We start from the raw sequence: 14963 nt of genomic DNA, 5'->3' as shown, positions 1-14963 counted from the left end.
CGGTTAATTATGACACAACCTGACCTGAATGGATATACAGTATTGGAATGCAAAACGCAGGTGTCTGTGCAACAATGTCTATCCGGGGTTGTTTACTGGAATCGATCTCGCAACGTAGTAAAAGCGCTATTGGAAATGCTACAATCCCGCGCTTACACTTATTCAGTAACGTTTTTCAGGAGACACGATCATGGCCAGCAGAGGCGTAAACAAGGTGATTCTCGTCGGTAATCTGGGCCAGGACCCGGAAGTACGCTATATGCCGAATGGTGGCGCAGTTGCCAACATTACGCTGGCTACTTCCGAATCCTGGCGTGATAAAGCGACCGGCGAAATGAAAGAGCAGACTGAATGGCACCGTGTCGTGCTGTTCGGCAAACTGGCGGAAGTAGCCAGCGAATATCTGCGTAAAGGTTCTCAGGTCTATATCGAAGGCCAACTGCGTACCCGCAAATGGACCGATCAGTCCGGCGTAGAAAAGTACACCACTGAAGTTGTGGTTAACGTTGGCGGCACCATGCAAATGCTGGGTGGTCGTCAGGGTGGTGGTGCTCCGGCAGGTGGCGGTCAGCAGCAGGGCGGTTGGGGTCAGCCTCAGCAGCCGCAGGGCGGCAATCAGTTCAGCGGCGGCGCGCAGTCTCGCCCGCAGCAGTCAGCTCCGGCAGCGCCGTCTAACGAGCCGCCGATGGATTTTGACGACGATATTCCGTTCTAATTTTTCTGCTTTATACGAAAAATTATGGCTACCTCATAACAGGGGTAGCCATATGTAATTTTTTATCAGTTCAACACCATCGGCCAGTCTGGCGGTGTGTGGCTCATCACTTCAACCATCACATTTTCAATGTTCTTCCAGATTGCGGACATATCCACCAGGGTTATGCCGAGCAGCCCGGTTGCAAACCAGCAGGCGAAAACCAGTCCCAAACCGCTACTAATGACGGCCAGGCCAATATAATCTGATTTACGAAAACGGATATTGAGCGTGCTGGCTAAAAACATCAGCACCGCGCTGAGTAGCTGCCATCGCAGAAGAACCACGCCAGTTGTTATCGTTGCCATGAAAAAACGTCCTCAGAAAGTCTTGATGCCCATGACAGCGCGGGGGTGTTCACCGAGGGTGTAGTACTCTGGCTCTCGACGGGCAATAACACGAATGAAACATTGTTTCTGTTACATGAATTGTGTGAACTATATCACATTTGCTCGTTTGTTCACCAGTGTTAGAGGTTATTTTTGCAGGATAATAACCATGTTATTTGCATGGTTATTTTTAATAAAAAACGATAACAAATAATCTAATAAAAAGATGCATATGGATTACCTGTTATGTTTATCCTAAATTATTCGTTAAGAAATTTAATGAATTTCTTAAACACGACCAGGATAATGCTCATAAAAAATTACTACTTATTGATAATAATGTTATGAAATAAGCATAACTTTGAGTTTGCCTTACGGAAAAATAATATCAGCATCATCTATTATCAGACTTTTACATAGAGAAGTCTGTTGCTAATAATGATAGATTCATGCAACTTAATCAGTCAGTGTTTATAGCATCCCGCCTAATGGGTTCTGGCATATACGAAACAGGGAAATAGGGCTGACATGAATCACAGTGCGCGACGCAAGATGCTGAAGTTCTTCGGAACATTCATGGTGGTATTGCTCCCCGTGGTGCTGGCGTTATGGTTTGCTCACATCCGGGCGATGTCCGAAACCCGTAATCAACTCAGCTCTTTTGCTCAACTGGTGTTAAATAAAACGGAATTGGTGATCCTCCAGGCTGATTTAGCGCGTGATATGGCCCAGTTGTATCAGGGTAAGATGTGTACCTCTGCCCATCAGAAAAGTATGCTGAATATTATTCGTGGTCGTTTATATATCAGTGAGCTAATTTATGCGCAGGGCGATCATTTTTTGTGCTCTACGTCAATGATGCCGCGAGTCCCATATATTATGGCGACAGCCGACTATAAACGCGCGCCAGACGTCTTCATCTATTACTACCGCGACACCCCCTTTTTCGCTGGCTACAAAATGACGTACATGCAACGAGGAAACTACGTTGTCGTCATCAATCCATTATCTTACAGCGAAGTCATGTCTGATGATCCGGATCTGTCCTGGGGAGTGTATGACACGGTAACGGACACCTTTTTCTCTGCCAGCGAAGGGGCGAATATTGCGCAGTTCTCGCCGCTGATAAGCGGTGAATCCTCAACATTCCAGCAGGGCGAGCGATTCTATACCATCGTACATTCAGAAAAACGCCCCATCGCGATTATTGTTTCGACCTCCGACGCTCGTGTGAATCAGATTTTCTATCATGAGGCGGCGTTAACGATCCCCTTTGGGATTATCTGCAGCATCCTGATACTGCTCATGTGGTGGCGTACGCGTCAGGAATACCTCTCTCCCCGCCGCTTATTAAAACGTGCGATCAAGAAACGTCAGCTTTGTCTGTACTATCAGCCGATCATTGACATCAAAAATGGACAATGTGTCGGGGCCGAGGCTTTGCTACGCTGGCCAGGCTGTAACGGCGAGGTGATGAGCCCGACGGAGTTTATTCCGCTGGCGGAAAAAGAGGGGATGATTGAGCAGATCACGGATTATGTTGTTGAGGAGGTCTTCAAAGATTTAGGGGCTTTTCTTTCGGCGAATCCTCAGTTGTATATCTCGATTAACCTCTCGGCCTCTGACTTTCATTCATCCCGACTGATTGCTCTGATTGCCGAAAAAAACCATGAGTACTCCGTGGCGGCCCAGCAAATTAAAGTTGAGGTGACGGAGCGCGGCTTTATCGATGTACATAAAATGACACCCATCATCCAGGCGTTTCGGCAGGCCGGTTTTGAAGTGGCGTTTGACGATTTTGGCACGGGATATTCCAACCTCCATAATTTGTCAGCGTTGAATATCGATATCCTGAAGATCGACAAATCGTTTATTAGCACGCTGGCCACTAACAGCACCAGTCACTTGATTGCCGAACATATCATCGAGATGGCGCAAAGCCTAAACCTGAAGACGATTGCGGAAGGGGTGGAAACGGCGGAGCAAATCGGGTGGTTGCTTGAACACGGCGTACAGTATTGCCAGGGCTGGTATTTTGCGAAGGCGCTGCCGCCGCAGGAGTTCATGCGTTGGATAAAACGCTCGCCCGCCATACTGACGCAGAGCGGGCAATAATTTTACAGGCGGTGGCGGTAATCACTGGGAGTACGATCAAACTCTCGGCGAAATACGCGCGAGAAGGTTTGCTGCGATACATAGCCAAGATCCATCGCAATATCGAATATAGGCCGTTCGGTCGTCCGTAGTTCAACGGCGGCCAGCAGAAGCCGACGTTGGCGGATGTAGTCACCCAGCGTCTGACGCATCACCGTGCGGAACATTCTCTGCAAATACCACTTTGAGTAACCTGATTTTTTCGCAACCGCCTCAATGTTCAGCGGTTGATCGATATGTTCATCAATCCATTCAATAAGGGTCTGAATAATCTGCTGATGGGACATAGAGTTGCCTCTTTCTCAGTGTTCGATTCGTCGTTTTGTCTGTGGGCGAGTATAATTCCTCAAGTTAACTTGAGGTAAAGCGATTTATGGAAAAGAAATTACCCCGGATAAAAGCGTTGCTCACGCCAGGTGAAGTTGCAAAGCGTAGCGGTGTGGCGGTATCGACCCTGCATTTCTATGAAAGCAAAGGATTAATCAGCAGTATGCGCAACAGCGGCAATCAGCGTCGATACAAACGCGATGTGTTGCGTTATGTCGCGATTATCAAGATTGCCCAACGTATCGGCATTCCACTGGCCACGATCGGCGACGCGTTAGGTGTATTACCTGAAGGGCATTCGCTCAGCGCCAAAGAGTGGAAGCAGCTCTCTTCGCAATGGCGCGAGGAGTTAGACCGACGCATTCATACTCTGGTGGCGTTACGCGATGAGCTGGATGGGTGTATTGGCTGCGGCTGTTTATCCCGCAGTGATTGCCCGTTGCGTAACCCTGGCGATCAGCTTGGCGAGCAGGGGACCGGGGCGCGCCTGCTGGAAGATGATTGATTGGTTTAAAGTATGTGGCGGATATAACGGGTATAAAACTAAAGCGCCACAGAGGGCGCTTTAGTTTGGTTCCGGTCTTTGTCTTTCACTCTATCCCGTTGGTTCACGGGAGGGTTTCCCCCGACATCAACACCCCTCAGTCGAGCACGTTTGGGGAGGTTCCGGTCTGTGTTGATAATGTAAGTGTAAGCCACCCCTCTCTATTTGCCAGTGAATTGATTGCTTTTTAGCCAAAAATTTTTCCGCATCTTCATGCATTTTTTTGTGCGAGCAGGCGTGAAAAATAAATGCAAATCTTGTAATAACTCAGCGAAATTTGTTGCCAGATTGCGCATTGACGATAACGTTTGCGCATCGTCTGGCTATTTCTTGCGCATTATAAGAAGAAATGAGTAAAAAGCGGCAAAGTTCAGTTGAAAACCAACGTATGATCGCTGGATAATCGTTTGCTTTTTTTTATCACCCGTTTTTTATGCGCGGAGCTAAACGTTTGCTTTTTTGCGACACCCCTATTGACGCAAAGCTGGCACATGGAGAAATCGTTTAGCAGGCAGTGGATTGTCCACCACGCATAATGACGAAAAAATAAACTCTCAGGGGATGTTTTCTATGTCTACGCCTTCAGCGCGTACCGGCGGTTCACTCGACGCCTGGTTTAAAATTTCGCATCGCGGCAGTACCGTTCGTCAAGAAGTCGTTGCCGGATTAACGACGTTCCTGGCCATGGTCTACTCCGTTATCGTGGTTCCGGGGATGCTGGGTAAAGCCGGATTCCCGCCTGCCGCTGTGTTTGTGGCAACCTGTCTGGTTGCGGGCGTCGGTTCTATTGTGATGGGCCTGTGGGCGAACCTGCCGTTGGCGATTGGCTGCGCCATTTCGCTGACCGCGTTTACCGCATTCAGCCTGGTACTGGGACAACATATTAGCGTGCCCGTAGCGCTGGGCGCGGTGTTTCTGATGGGGGTTCTGTTTACCATCATTTCTGCGACCGGTATCCGTAGCTGGATCCTGCGCAATCTGCCGCAGGGCGTTGCGCACGGTACGGGGATTGGTATCGGCCTGTTCCTGCTATTGATTGCGGCCAATGGCGTTGGTCTGGTGATTAAGAACCCGCTGGACGGCCTGCCGGTTGCGCTGGGCGACTTCGATACTTTCCCGGTGATTATGTCGCTGGTTGGTCTGGCGGTGATTATTGGTCTCGAAAAACTGAAAGTACCGGGCGGCATCCTGCTGACCATTATCGGTATCTCCATCGTCGGCCTGATTTTCGATCCGGCCGTACATTTCTCCGGTATTTTTGCCATGCCGTCGCTGAGCGATGAAAACGGCAACTCGCTGATCGGCAGCCTGGATATTATGGGCGCACTGAACCCGATCGTTCTGCCGAGCGTGCTGGCGCTGGTTATGACCGCGGTCTTCGATGCGACCGGAACCATCCGCGCGGTAGCCGGACAGGCGAATCTGCTGGATAAAGACGGACAAATTATCGATGGCGGCAAAGCGCTGACCACCGACTCCCTGAGCAGCGTGTTCTCTGGTCTGGTAGGGGCTGCACCGGCGGCGGTTTACATTGAATCCGCAGCGGGTACGGCGGCAGGCGGCAAGACCGGCCTGACGGCGATCACCGTTGGCGTATTGTTCCTGCTGATCCTGTTCCTTTCTCCGCTCTCTTATCTTGTTCCTGTTTACGCAACGGCGCCTGCGCTGATGTATGTGGGGCTGCTGATGCTGAGCAACGTGGCGAAAATCGACTTTGCTGACTTTGTCGACGCGATGGCGGGTCTGGTCACTGCTGTATTTATCGTCCTGACCTGTAACATCGTTACCGGCATTATGATTGGTTTTGCTACCCTGGTCATTGGTCGCATTGTCTCTGGCGAATGGCGCAAACTGAACATCGGTACGGTGGTAATTGCTATCGCGCTGGTGGCCTTTTACGCGGGCGGTTGGGCTATTTGATTTTGCTTCGATGACGCTCCTGAAAACGGGTGGCCCAGGCCGCCCGTTTTTATTTTCAGAACACACTCGTTGTCTTTTGCGATACTCTCAAGTAGATAGAATTAAGGCACGACGCCTTTATCATCAATCATAAGAAACATCGCAAACAGGGAACGCATGGAAATCTTTTTCACCATACTCATCATGACCCTTGTGGTCTCGCTGTCGGGGGTATTTACTCGCGTATTGCCCTTCCAACTCCCATTACCCCTTATGCAGATCGCCATCGGCGCCTTGCTGGCGTGGCCGACGTTTGGTTTGCATGTGGAATTCGATCCTGAGCTGTTTCTGGTGCTATTTATCCCGCCGCTGCTGTTTGCCGATGGCTGGAAGACGCCGACGCGTGAGTTTCTGGAGCACGGGCGAGAGATTTTCGGCCTTGCGCTGGCGCTGGTTCTGGTCACGGTGGTCGGGATTGGCTTTATGATTTACTGGCTGGTGCCGGGGATCCCTCTCATTCCTGCTTTTGCGCTGGCTGCCGTGCTGTCGCCAACCGATGCCGTCGCCCTTTCCGGTATTGTGGGTGAGGGGCGCATCCCGAAGAAAATCATGGGTATCCTGCAGGGCGAAGCGTTGATGAACGACGCGTCCGGCCTGGTCTCGCTGAAATTTGCCGTTGCCGTGGCGATGGGCACGATGGTGTTTACCGTCGGCGGCGCGACGCTTGAGTTCTTCAAAGTGGCGGTTGGCGGCATCCTGGCCGGTTTTGTCGTCAGTTGGTTATACGGACGCTCCCTGCGTTTTCTTAGCCGTTGGGGCGGCGATGAGCCGGCAACGCAAATCGTCCTGCTGTTCCTGCTGCCGTTTGCGTCTTATCTGATTGCGGAACACATCGGTGTTTCAGGCATTCTCGCGGCGGTTGCTGCCGGGATGACGATTACCCGCTCTGGCGTGATGCGCCGCGCGCCGTTGGCGATGCGTTTACGTGCTAACAGCACCTGGGCGATGCTGGAGTTTGTGTTTAACGGCATGGTCTTCTTGTTGTTAGGACTGCAGTTGCCGGGCATTCTGGAGTCATCTTTGGCGGCGGCGGAAGTCGATCCGAACGTTGAAATCTGGATGCTGTTTACCGATATCGTGCTGATTTATGCCGCGCTGATGTTGGTACGTTTTGGCTGGCTGTGGACCATGAAGAAGTTCAGCCTGCGCTTCCTGAAGAAAAAGCCGATGGAGTTTGGCTCCTGGACGACGCGTGAAATCCTGATTGCCTCCTTTGCGGGAGTTCGCGGGGCCATTACCCTCGCCGGTGTGCTCTCCATTCCTCTGTTGTTACCGGACGGGAGCGGCTTCCCGGCGCGTTATGAGCTGATCTTCCTCGCCGCGGGCGTGATTCTGTTCTCGCTGTTTGTCGGCGTGGTGATGCTGCCGATTCTGCTACAGCATCTGGAAGTTGCAGACCACTCGCAACAGCAAAAAGAGGAGCGCATTGCCCGTGCTGCCACGGCGGAAGTCGCGATTGTCGCGATCCAGAAAATGGAGGAGCGTCTGGCTGCGGATAGCGAAGAGAACATTGATAATCAGCTACTGACTGAGGTGAGCTCCCGTGTCATTGGTAACCTGCGTCGTCGCGCCGATGGGCGAAACGATGTAGAAAGCTCAATGCAGGAAGAGAACCTGGAGCGACGGTTCCGTCTGGCGGCGCTGCGTTCAGAACGCGCCGAGCTTTATCATCTGCGCGCCACGCGTGAAATCAGCAATGAAACGCTGCAAAAGCTATTGCACGATCTGGATTTGCTGGAAGCGCTGTTGATTGAGAACCAATAAAAGGTAGCTCGTTGTAGGCCGGATAAGGCGTTAAGCCGCATCCGGCGAAAGATGTGCCTGATGGCGCTGCGCTTATCAGGCCTACAAAAAATTATCCATCATGTAATTTGCGAGCCGCTTTCCTGAACTGATCTGCTTGTCTTGTCGATTCCCTCTTTTCTCCATACGGTTGAGAAAAGGGGGAAACATGTCCAACTATCGACGAAATTACATCAACGGAGGAACCTGGTTTTTTACGGTGAATCTGCAGGACCGTCGAAGCCAGCTTCTGACAGCCAACATTCACGCGCTTCGGTGTGCAATCGCTGCGGTCAAAACGGCTAGACCATTTCGGATCAATGCATGGGTCGTATTGCCTGAGCATATGCATTGCATCTGGACTTTGCCTGAAAATGACGCTGATTTTTCATCCCGCTGGCGGGAAATTAAGAAGCATTTCACTCGATCGTTGTCTGCCCGACATATTTGGCAACCTCGCTTTTGGGAACACACTCTCCGCGATGAGCACGATTATCGCCAGCATGTTGATTATATTTACATTAACCCAGTGAAGCACGGGTGGGTAAAACAGGTACAGACATGGCCTTTTTCAACATTTCATCGCGATGTGAGGCGTGGTTTGTTCCCGCAAAATTGGGCAGGTGAAATAATGGATTTTAATGCGGGTGAACGTGCCTGATGGCGCTACGCTTATCAGGCCTACGGGGTAGCTCATTGTAGGCCGGATAAGGCGTTAAGCCGCATCCGGCATTTTACGACTCCTGCGTTAACCAAAACCCTTCGCAGCATTTCAGCCACGCCTGGGCGCTGTGCGACAGATACACACCTTCGCGCCAAATCATGCCCAACTGCCAGCGTAAGTCGCTTTCCAGAGGGATCCAGCGCAGCGTTTGCTTATCCAACCGCTGGCAAATCGGCTCCGGTAAAATGGCGATCCCGACGCCGGCTTGCACCATTGCCGCCAGAAAATCCCACTGCCCGCTGCGCACAGCGATACGCGGTTTTACGTTGTGCTGGTTAAACAACTCAAGCAGTTGACGGCTCAACGCGAAATCTTCGTTGTAGATAAGCAGCGGATGCTCCGCCAGCGCTTCGGGGGAAATGGAGTCGCACGTTGTCCATTGACCGGAGCGGGGGACCAGCACGCAGAGCGGATGACTGAAAAGTGGTAAGGTCGCCAGACCGCTCTCTTCTTCAACCGGCAACGCGGTCATCGCAACATCCAGATCGCCGTTCATCACCGCCTGCTGGACGGTTAAACCGCCAAATTCAGACACTTTCAGTTCCACGCCGGGATAACGCTGGCGAAAAAGGCTGATGGGGCTAGCCATCAACATACCCACCATGGGCGGGATACCGAGGCGCAATATTCCCTTGTTGAGGTGATTAATGTCGCTGAGTTCTGCTTCGAGCTGGCGGAACTCGGCGAGGATCGCCAGGCCGCGTTCGAACACGACCTGGCCGGTATCGGTCAACAACAGCCGCCGTCCGTCGCGGATGAGCAACGTGCAATTAAGCTCGTCTTCAAGGTTCTTCAACATTTTGCTGATAGTGGGCTGGGTGACAAAGAGTTTCTCCGCTGCGCGGGTAAAGCTCTGCTGACGCACCACCTCAACAAAATATCGCAGCGTTCTGATATCCATGATTATTCCTTAAGACTATGCCTGCAATGATTTTAATTCATTTCAGTCCTGGACGGGGGCTCTCTATACTGGCGCTCTCTATTTTTTAAGGACATACCCTCATGGCTGTGGCGATAAGCCGCGTGACGCCTGCCGTTATTCATCGACTCCAGATCCCCGTTCAGGTTCTGTTGTACGCAGGTCTCTTTGTTTTTGCTCAATATCTTGTCTCCTGGCTGCATCTGCCGCTTCCTGCCAACCTGGTTGGGATGGTGCTGATGCTGGCGTTGATTGTCTGCCGGGTTATCCCGCTGAACTGGATCCGCGCAGGCGCTCGCTGGTTACTGGCTGAAATGCTGTTGTTTTTTGTCCCGGCGGTGGTCGCCGTCGTTAACTATACGCAACTGCTACTGGTTGATGGATGGCGTATTTTTGCCGTTATTGCGATAAGTACGATGATGGTGCTCGGCGCAACGGCATGGGTCGTGGATAAAGTGTATCGCTATGAAATGAGCAGGTTAAACCGTGAGTAATTTCCAGTTAAGCGTGCTGTGTCTGGTGATTACGCTGGGCATCTATTTTGCCAACAAGCGCCTGTATCGCCGCTTTCGTAAATTACCGCTGATGCCGTTAGTGCTTACTCCGGCGCTGTTGGTGCTGATGTTGGTCTTTGGACATATCTCCTGGCAAAACTATATTGGTGAATCGCACTGGCTGCTATGGCTGCTAGGTCCCGCAACCATTGCCTTCGCCGTTCCGGTTTATGACAACCTCGCCGTGATTAAACGTCACTGGATGTCGCTGACGGCGGGTGTGGTGACGGCGACACTGGTGGCGGTCACCAGTTCCGTCTGGTTGGCGCGCCTGTTTATGCTGCCTGATGAAATTCAGCGCAGTCTGGCGGTGCGGTCCGTTACTACGCCATTTGCGCTGGCGGCGGCAGAGCCATTGGGCGGTCAGCCGGATCTGGTGGCATTGTTCGTGGTCGTGACGGGCGTATTCGGGATGGCGGTCGGCGATGTGCTGTTTTTGCGGCTCTCTATTCGCGAAGGGATGGCGAAAGGCGCAGGTTTTGGCGCAGCATCGCACGGCGCAGGCACGGCTCGCTCATATGAGCTCGGCCAACAGGAGGGCGTAGTGGCTAGCCTGGTGATGATGCTTTCCGGTGTGGTGATGGTGCTGGTATCGCCGCTGGTCGCAAGGCTGATGTTCTGAGAAAGGCAGTAATCCTCCGGCCCGGAAGCCGGAGGAGAGGGAAGATTAGTGCGCGCGACCTTGTTCTACGCCATACCCGGTCTGGGAACGGATGAACTGAGCACGGAACTGCTCGCGTTCGCGGTTACCTTCTTCTGAGTTATCGGTGGCAGAGAAGAACCAGATCCCGAGGAACGCTACGCTGATGGAGAACAGCGCCGGATATTCATACGGGAAAATGGCTTTTTCGTGACCCAGGATTTGTACCCAAATTGTTGGACCAAGCACCATCAGCACGACGGCCGTCAGGAGACCTAACCAGCCGCCCATCATTGCGCCACGCGTGGTCAGTTTTGACCAGTACATGGAGAGCAGAATGATGGGGAAGTTACAGCTGGCTGCGATAGCAAATGCCAGTCCCACCATGAAGGCGATGTTCTGGTTTTCGAACAGCACGCCGAGCACGATGGCAACCACACCCAGCACCAGTACGGTAATTTTCGACACCTTCAGCTCTTCGCGCTCGGTTGCGCCTTTGCGGAATACGTTGGCGTACAGGTCGTGAGAAACTGCCGATGCGCCCGCCAGCGTCAAACCAGCAACCACTGCCAGAATGGTGGCAAACGCCACTGCCGAGATGAAACCGAGGAACAGGTTCCCGCCCACCGCATTCGCCAGGTGTACCGCCGCCATGTTGTTACCGCCGATAAGCGCGCCAGCAGCGTCTTTATACACAGGGTTGGCACCAACCAGCATGATCGCGCCAAAGCCGATGATAAAGGTCAGGATGTAGAAATAACCCATAAAACCGGTGGCATAGAACACGCTCTTACGCGCTTCGCGGGCATCGCTGACCGTGAAGAAACGCATCAGGATGTGCGGCAAGCCCGCCGTACCAAACATCAGGCCGAGACCTAACGACAGCGCGGAGATTGGATCTTTCACCAGTCCGCCCGGACTCATAATGGCTGAACCTTTCGGGTGTACCGCCATCGCTTCGGTGAACAGATTGTTGAAACTAAAGCCGACGTGCTTCATCACCATAAAGGCCATAAAGCTGGCGCCGAACAGCAACAGAACGGCTTTAATGATCTGTACCCAGGTGGTTGCCAGCATGCCGCCAAACAGGACGTACATCATCATCAATACGCCAACCAGCACGACGGCAATGTGGTAGTTCAGGCCAAACAGCAGCTCAATCAGTTTACCCGCGCCGACCATCTGCGCGATCAGATACAGCGCGACCACCACCAGGGAACCACACGCCGAGAGAATACGAATCGGACCTTGTTTCAGGCGATAAGAGGCCACGTCGGCAAAGGTGTAGCGACCAAGGTTACGCAGGCGTTCAGCAATCAGGAACAGGATAATCGGCCAGCCGACCAGGAAGCCGAGCGAGTAAATCAGTCCGTCATAACCGGAGGTAAAGACCAGCGCGGAAATCCCGAGGAACGATGCAGCAGACATATAGTCGCCTGCAATCGCCAGCCCGTTCTGGAAGCCGGTGATGTTACCGCCAGCGGTGTAGTAGTCATTACGCGAACGCACGCGTTTAGACGCCCAGTAGGTGATACCAAGCGTAAAGATGACGAAAATCAGGAACATGATAATCGCCTGCCAGTTGGTTGGCTGGCGTTGGACTGCTCCGCTTATAGCATCCGCCGCGTTTGCGGCGAAGGGCAGCGTGGCGGCAAGCGCCGTCAGGACTCTCTTCATGATGCTTTAACCTCGTGCAGAACCGCATTGTTCAGGCGATCGAATTCACCGTTTGCCCGCCAGATATAGATCCCGGTCAGGATGAAGGAGATAAGGATCACGCCGACCCCAATCGGAATACCCCGGGTGACGCTGGTTCCCGCGTGCAGCGGAGTACCCAGCCAACCAGGCGCAAAGGCAATCAGTAAAATAAAGCTGATGTAAACTGCCAGCATGATGATGGACAGAATGGTGGCAAACCGTTGCCGTTTTTCAACTAACTCCCTGAAACGCGCACTGTCTTCTATCCGCTGATAAATATTGTCATTCATCACAGAGCTCTCCAGAGGTCCCCTGCGTCTTTCGCGCTACAGGTTCGTTGGCCGCACTCGCCCACCCCAGTCACATAGTGAACTATGCTCCTGGGGATGTGCTCGCTTGCCGCCTTCCTGTAACACGAAATCCTTTGGGGGAGGGTTTTTATATTTCCCTCCCGCTCAGGGGAGGGGTAGGGATAGGATTTGTAGGCCCGATAAGCAGCGCGCCATCGGACATTTCACGGTTATGGTTATGATGGCATCGCGATGGCCTGCTTCTCTTCGAGCAGTTTCTCAACGACGCCTGGATCGGCGAGGGTTGAGGTATCGCCCAGATTGCTGGTATCGCCCGCCGCGATTTTGCGCAGAATGCGGCGCATAATTTTGCCGGAGCGGGTTTTCGGCAGTGAATCGGTCCAGTGCAGCACATCTGGCGTTGCCAGCGGGCCAATTTCTTTACGCACCCAGTTGCGAACTTCGGCATACAACTCAGGCGACGGTTCTTCGCCGTGATTCAGCGTGACGTAGGCGTAGATCGCCTGGCCTTTAATATTATGCGGAATACCGACCACCGCGGCTTCGGCAATCTTCGGATGCGACACCAGCGCCGATTCGATTTCTGCCGTGCCCAGACGGTGACCAGAGACGTTTAGCACATCGTCCACACGTCCGGTGATCCAGTAATAACCATCTTCATCACGGCGTGCGCCGTCGCCGCTGAAGTACATATTTTTGAAGGTAGAGAAGTAGGTCTGTTCAAAACGTTCATGATCGCCAAACAACGTTCTCGCCTGGCCTGGCCACGAGTCAATAATCACCAGGTTGCCTTCGGTTGCGCCTTCCAGCGGATTACCTTCGTTATCGACAATCGCAGGCTGCACGCCAAAGAACGGACGGGTTGCGGAACCGGCTTTCAGCTCGGTGGCGCCCGGCAGCGGGGTGATCATGAATCCACCGGTTTCGGTCTGCCACCAGGTATCGACGACCGGACATTTTTCGTTGCCGATCTTCTTCCAGTACCACTCCCACGCTTCCGGGTTGATTGGCTCGCCAACGGAACCCAGGATGCGCAGCGACGAACGGTCAGTACCTTCAATCGCTTTATCGCCTTCTGCCATCAGAGCGCGGATGGCGGTCGGCGCGGTATACAGAATATTGACCTGGTGCTTATCCACAACCTGCGCCATACGCGCCGGGGTAGGCCAGTTGGGCACGCCTTCGAACATCAGCGTGGTTGCGCCGCAGGCCAGCGGACCGTACAGCAGGTAGCTGTGCCCGGTTACCCAACCTACGTCAGCGGTACACCAATAGATATCGCCCTGATGATAGTCAAACACGTACTTAAAGGTGGTTGCGGCGTAGACCAGATATCCGCCGGTGGTGTGCAGCACGCCCTTCGGCTTGCCGGTTGACCCGGAGGTATACAGGATAAACAGCGGATCTTCGGCGTTCATCTCTTCCGGCTGATGTTCCGGGCTGGCTTTCTCAATAATATCGGACCACCACAGGTCACGACCTTCCTGCCATTCCGTTTTTCCACCGGTACGTTTGAGAACGATAACGTGTTCGACGCTTTTCACGTTCGGGTTTTTCAGCGCATCATCGACGTTCTTTTTCAACGGGATAGCGCGTCCGGCGCGTACGCCTTCATCGGCGGTGATCACCAGGCGAGAATTAGAGTCGATGATACGTCCGGCGACGGCTTCCGGTGAGAAACCACCGAAGATGACCGAATGCACCGCGCCAATACGGGCACAGGCCAGCATGGCGACCGCCGCTTCCGGCACCATCGGCATATATATGGCCACCACATCACCTTTTTTAATGCCTAAATCCAGTAACGTATTGGCAAAACGACAGACATCGCGATGCAGCTCGCGGTAGGTAATATGTTTGCTTTGGCTGGCGTCGTCGCCTTCCCAGATGATGGCGGTACGATCGCCATTTGCCTGCAGGTGACGGTCAAGGCAGTTCGCCGCCAGGTTTAGCGTGCCATCCTCATACCATTTAATAGAGACGTTGCCTGGCGCAAACGAGGTGTTCTTCACCTGGCTGTACGGCTTGATCCAATCAAGAATCTTTCCCTGCTCGCCCCAAAATGTGTCGGGTTCGTTAACAGATTGCTGGTACTTCGCTTCGTACTGCTCCGGATTTATCAGGCAACGATCCGCAATGTTTGCGGGAATAGCGTGTTTATGTATTTGGCTCATGGCTTTTGTTCTCCTTGTAGGATGTTAATAATATGTCGCATAAACGTTAAATGTAGGGGCTTTGCGAGTTTTGTTTAGTATTTGGGCGGCAGAT

General features: G+C 52.8%; 14 protein-coding genes. 8 read left to right on the top strand and 6 right to left on the bottom strand.

Annotation, left to right across the window (positions count from 1 at the left end):
- The first annotated feature begins 190 nt into the window (after positions 1-190).
- Entirely contained in the window at positions 191-715 is a 525-nt protein-coding gene (ssb1, locus tag FDX09_RS14600; RefSeq protein WP_003826621.1) for a single-stranded DNA-binding protein SSB1, read from the top strand.
- A gap of 65 nt (positions 716-780) precedes the next feature.
- Here the strand turns inward: ssb1 and FDX09_RS14595 are convergent, their stop codons facing one another.
- The gene (locus FDX09_RS14595) at positions 781-1062 is read right to left on the bottom strand and encodes a YjcB family protein (RefSeq protein WP_038636276.1); all 282 of its coding nucleotides are present in this window, start codon (positions 1060-1062) and stop codon (positions 781-783) included.
- Positions 1063-1611: 549 nt separating this feature from the next.
- On the opposite strand from FDX09_RS14595, the gene FDX09_RS14590 reads away from it, so the two are divergent.
- Entirely contained in the window at positions 1612-3198 is a 1587-nt protein-coding gene (locus FDX09_RS14590; RefSeq protein WP_137347422.1) for an EAL domain-containing protein, read from the top strand.
- 2 nt (positions 3199-3200) lie between these two features.
- Here the strand turns inward: FDX09_RS14590 and soxS are convergent, their stop codons facing one another.
- The gene (gene soxS, locus FDX09_RS14585) at positions 3201-3524 is read right to left on the bottom strand and encodes a superoxide response transcriptional regulator SoxS (protein WP_005132611.1); all 324 of its coding nucleotides are present in this window, start codon (positions 3522-3524) and stop codon (positions 3201-3203) included.
- Between the two features lie 86 nt (positions 3525-3610).
- Here soxS and soxR point away from each other — a divergent pair, with 86 nt between their 5' ends.
- The 4 genes from soxR (at position 3611) to FDX09_RS14565 (ending at position 8510) form a co-directional block, all read left to right on the top strand.
- The gene (soxR, locus tag FDX09_RS14580) at positions 3611-4069 is read left to right on the top strand and encodes a redox-sensitive transcriptional activator SoxR (RefSeq protein ID WP_003826630.1); all 459 of its coding nucleotides are present in this window, start codon (positions 3611-3613) and stop codon (positions 4067-4069) included.
- 609 nt (positions 4070-4678) lie between these two features.
- Entirely contained in the window at positions 4679-6028 is a 1350-nt protein-coding gene (gene ghxP, locus FDX09_RS14575; RefSeq protein WP_038636284.1) for a guanine/hypoxanthine transporter GhxP, read from the top strand.
- A 156-nt stretch (positions 6029-6184) separates the two neighbouring features.
- Positions 6185-7831: a Na+/H+ antiporter gene (locus FDX09_RS14570; protein WP_038636287.1), complete on the top strand. Its 1647-nt coding sequence runs from the start codon at positions 6185-6187 to the stop codon at positions 7829-7831.
- Positions 7832-8018: 187 nt separating this feature from the next.
- On the top strand, positions 8019-8510 hold the full coding sequence (locus tag FDX09_RS14565) for a transposase (protein ID WP_042312972.1): 492 nt from the start codon (positions 8019-8021) through the stop codon (positions 8508-8510).
- A 73-nt stretch (positions 8511-8583) separates the two neighbouring features.
- Here the strand turns inward: FDX09_RS14565 and FDX09_RS14560 are convergent, their stop codons facing one another.
- Positions 8584-9474, bottom strand: coding sequence for a LysR family transcriptional regulator (locus tag FDX09_RS14560; protein WP_137347421.1), 891 nt, complete (start codon positions 9472-9474; stop codon positions 8584-8586).
- Positions 9475-9575: 101 nt separating this feature from the next.
- Between FDX09_RS14560 and FDX09_RS14555 the strand changes: the two genes are divergently transcribed.
- Together FDX09_RS14555 and FDX09_RS14550 are read left to right on the top strand one after the other, a co-directional pair.
- Positions 9576-9986, top strand: a complete 411-nt coding sequence (locus FDX09_RS14555) for a CidA/LrgA family protein (protein ID WP_038636293.1) — start codon at positions 9576-9578, stop codon at positions 9984-9986.
- Positions 9979-10668 (top strand): LrgB family protein, encoded by a 690-nt coding sequence (locus FDX09_RS14550; RefSeq protein ID WP_038636296.1) that lies wholly within the window; start codon positions 9979-9981, stop codon positions 10666-10668. The genes FDX09_RS14555 and FDX09_RS14550 overlap by 8 nt, the downstream gene beginning before the upstream one ends.
- A gap of 45 nt (positions 10669-10713) precedes the next feature.
- Here FDX09_RS14550 and actP read toward each other — a convergent pair whose 3' ends face one another.
- The 3 genes from actP to acs all read right to left on the bottom strand — a co-directional run bounded on the left by actP (position 10714) and on the right by acs (position 14869).
- On the bottom strand, positions 10714-12363 hold the full coding sequence (actP, locus tag FDX09_RS14545; protein ID WP_085049641.1) for a cation/acetate symporter ActP: 1650 nt from the start codon (positions 12361-12363) through the stop codon (positions 10714-10716).
- Positions 12360-12674, bottom strand: coding sequence for a DUF485 domain-containing protein (locus tag FDX09_RS14540; RefSeq protein ID WP_006688274.1), 315 nt, complete (start codon positions 12672-12674; stop codon positions 12360-12362). Before FDX09_RS14540 ends, actP begins: the two co-directional genes overlap by 4 nt.
- Before the next feature lie 236 nt (positions 12675-12910).
- On the bottom strand, positions 12911-14869 hold the full coding sequence (gene acs, locus FDX09_RS14535; protein ID WP_137347420.1) for an acetate--CoA ligase: 1959 nt from the start codon (positions 14867-14869) through the stop codon (positions 12911-12913).
- Positions 14870-14963 lie beyond the last annotated feature (94 nt).

The organism is Citrobacter sp. wls717, from assembly GCF_005280955.1.
Classification (GTDB): Bacteria; Pseudomonadota; Gammaproteobacteria; order Enterobacterales; family Enterobacteriaceae; genus Citrobacter; species Citrobacter werkmanii.
The sequence above is the reverse complement of the archived record's forward strand: the minus strand, read 5'-3'. Positions and strand labels throughout refer to the sequence as shown.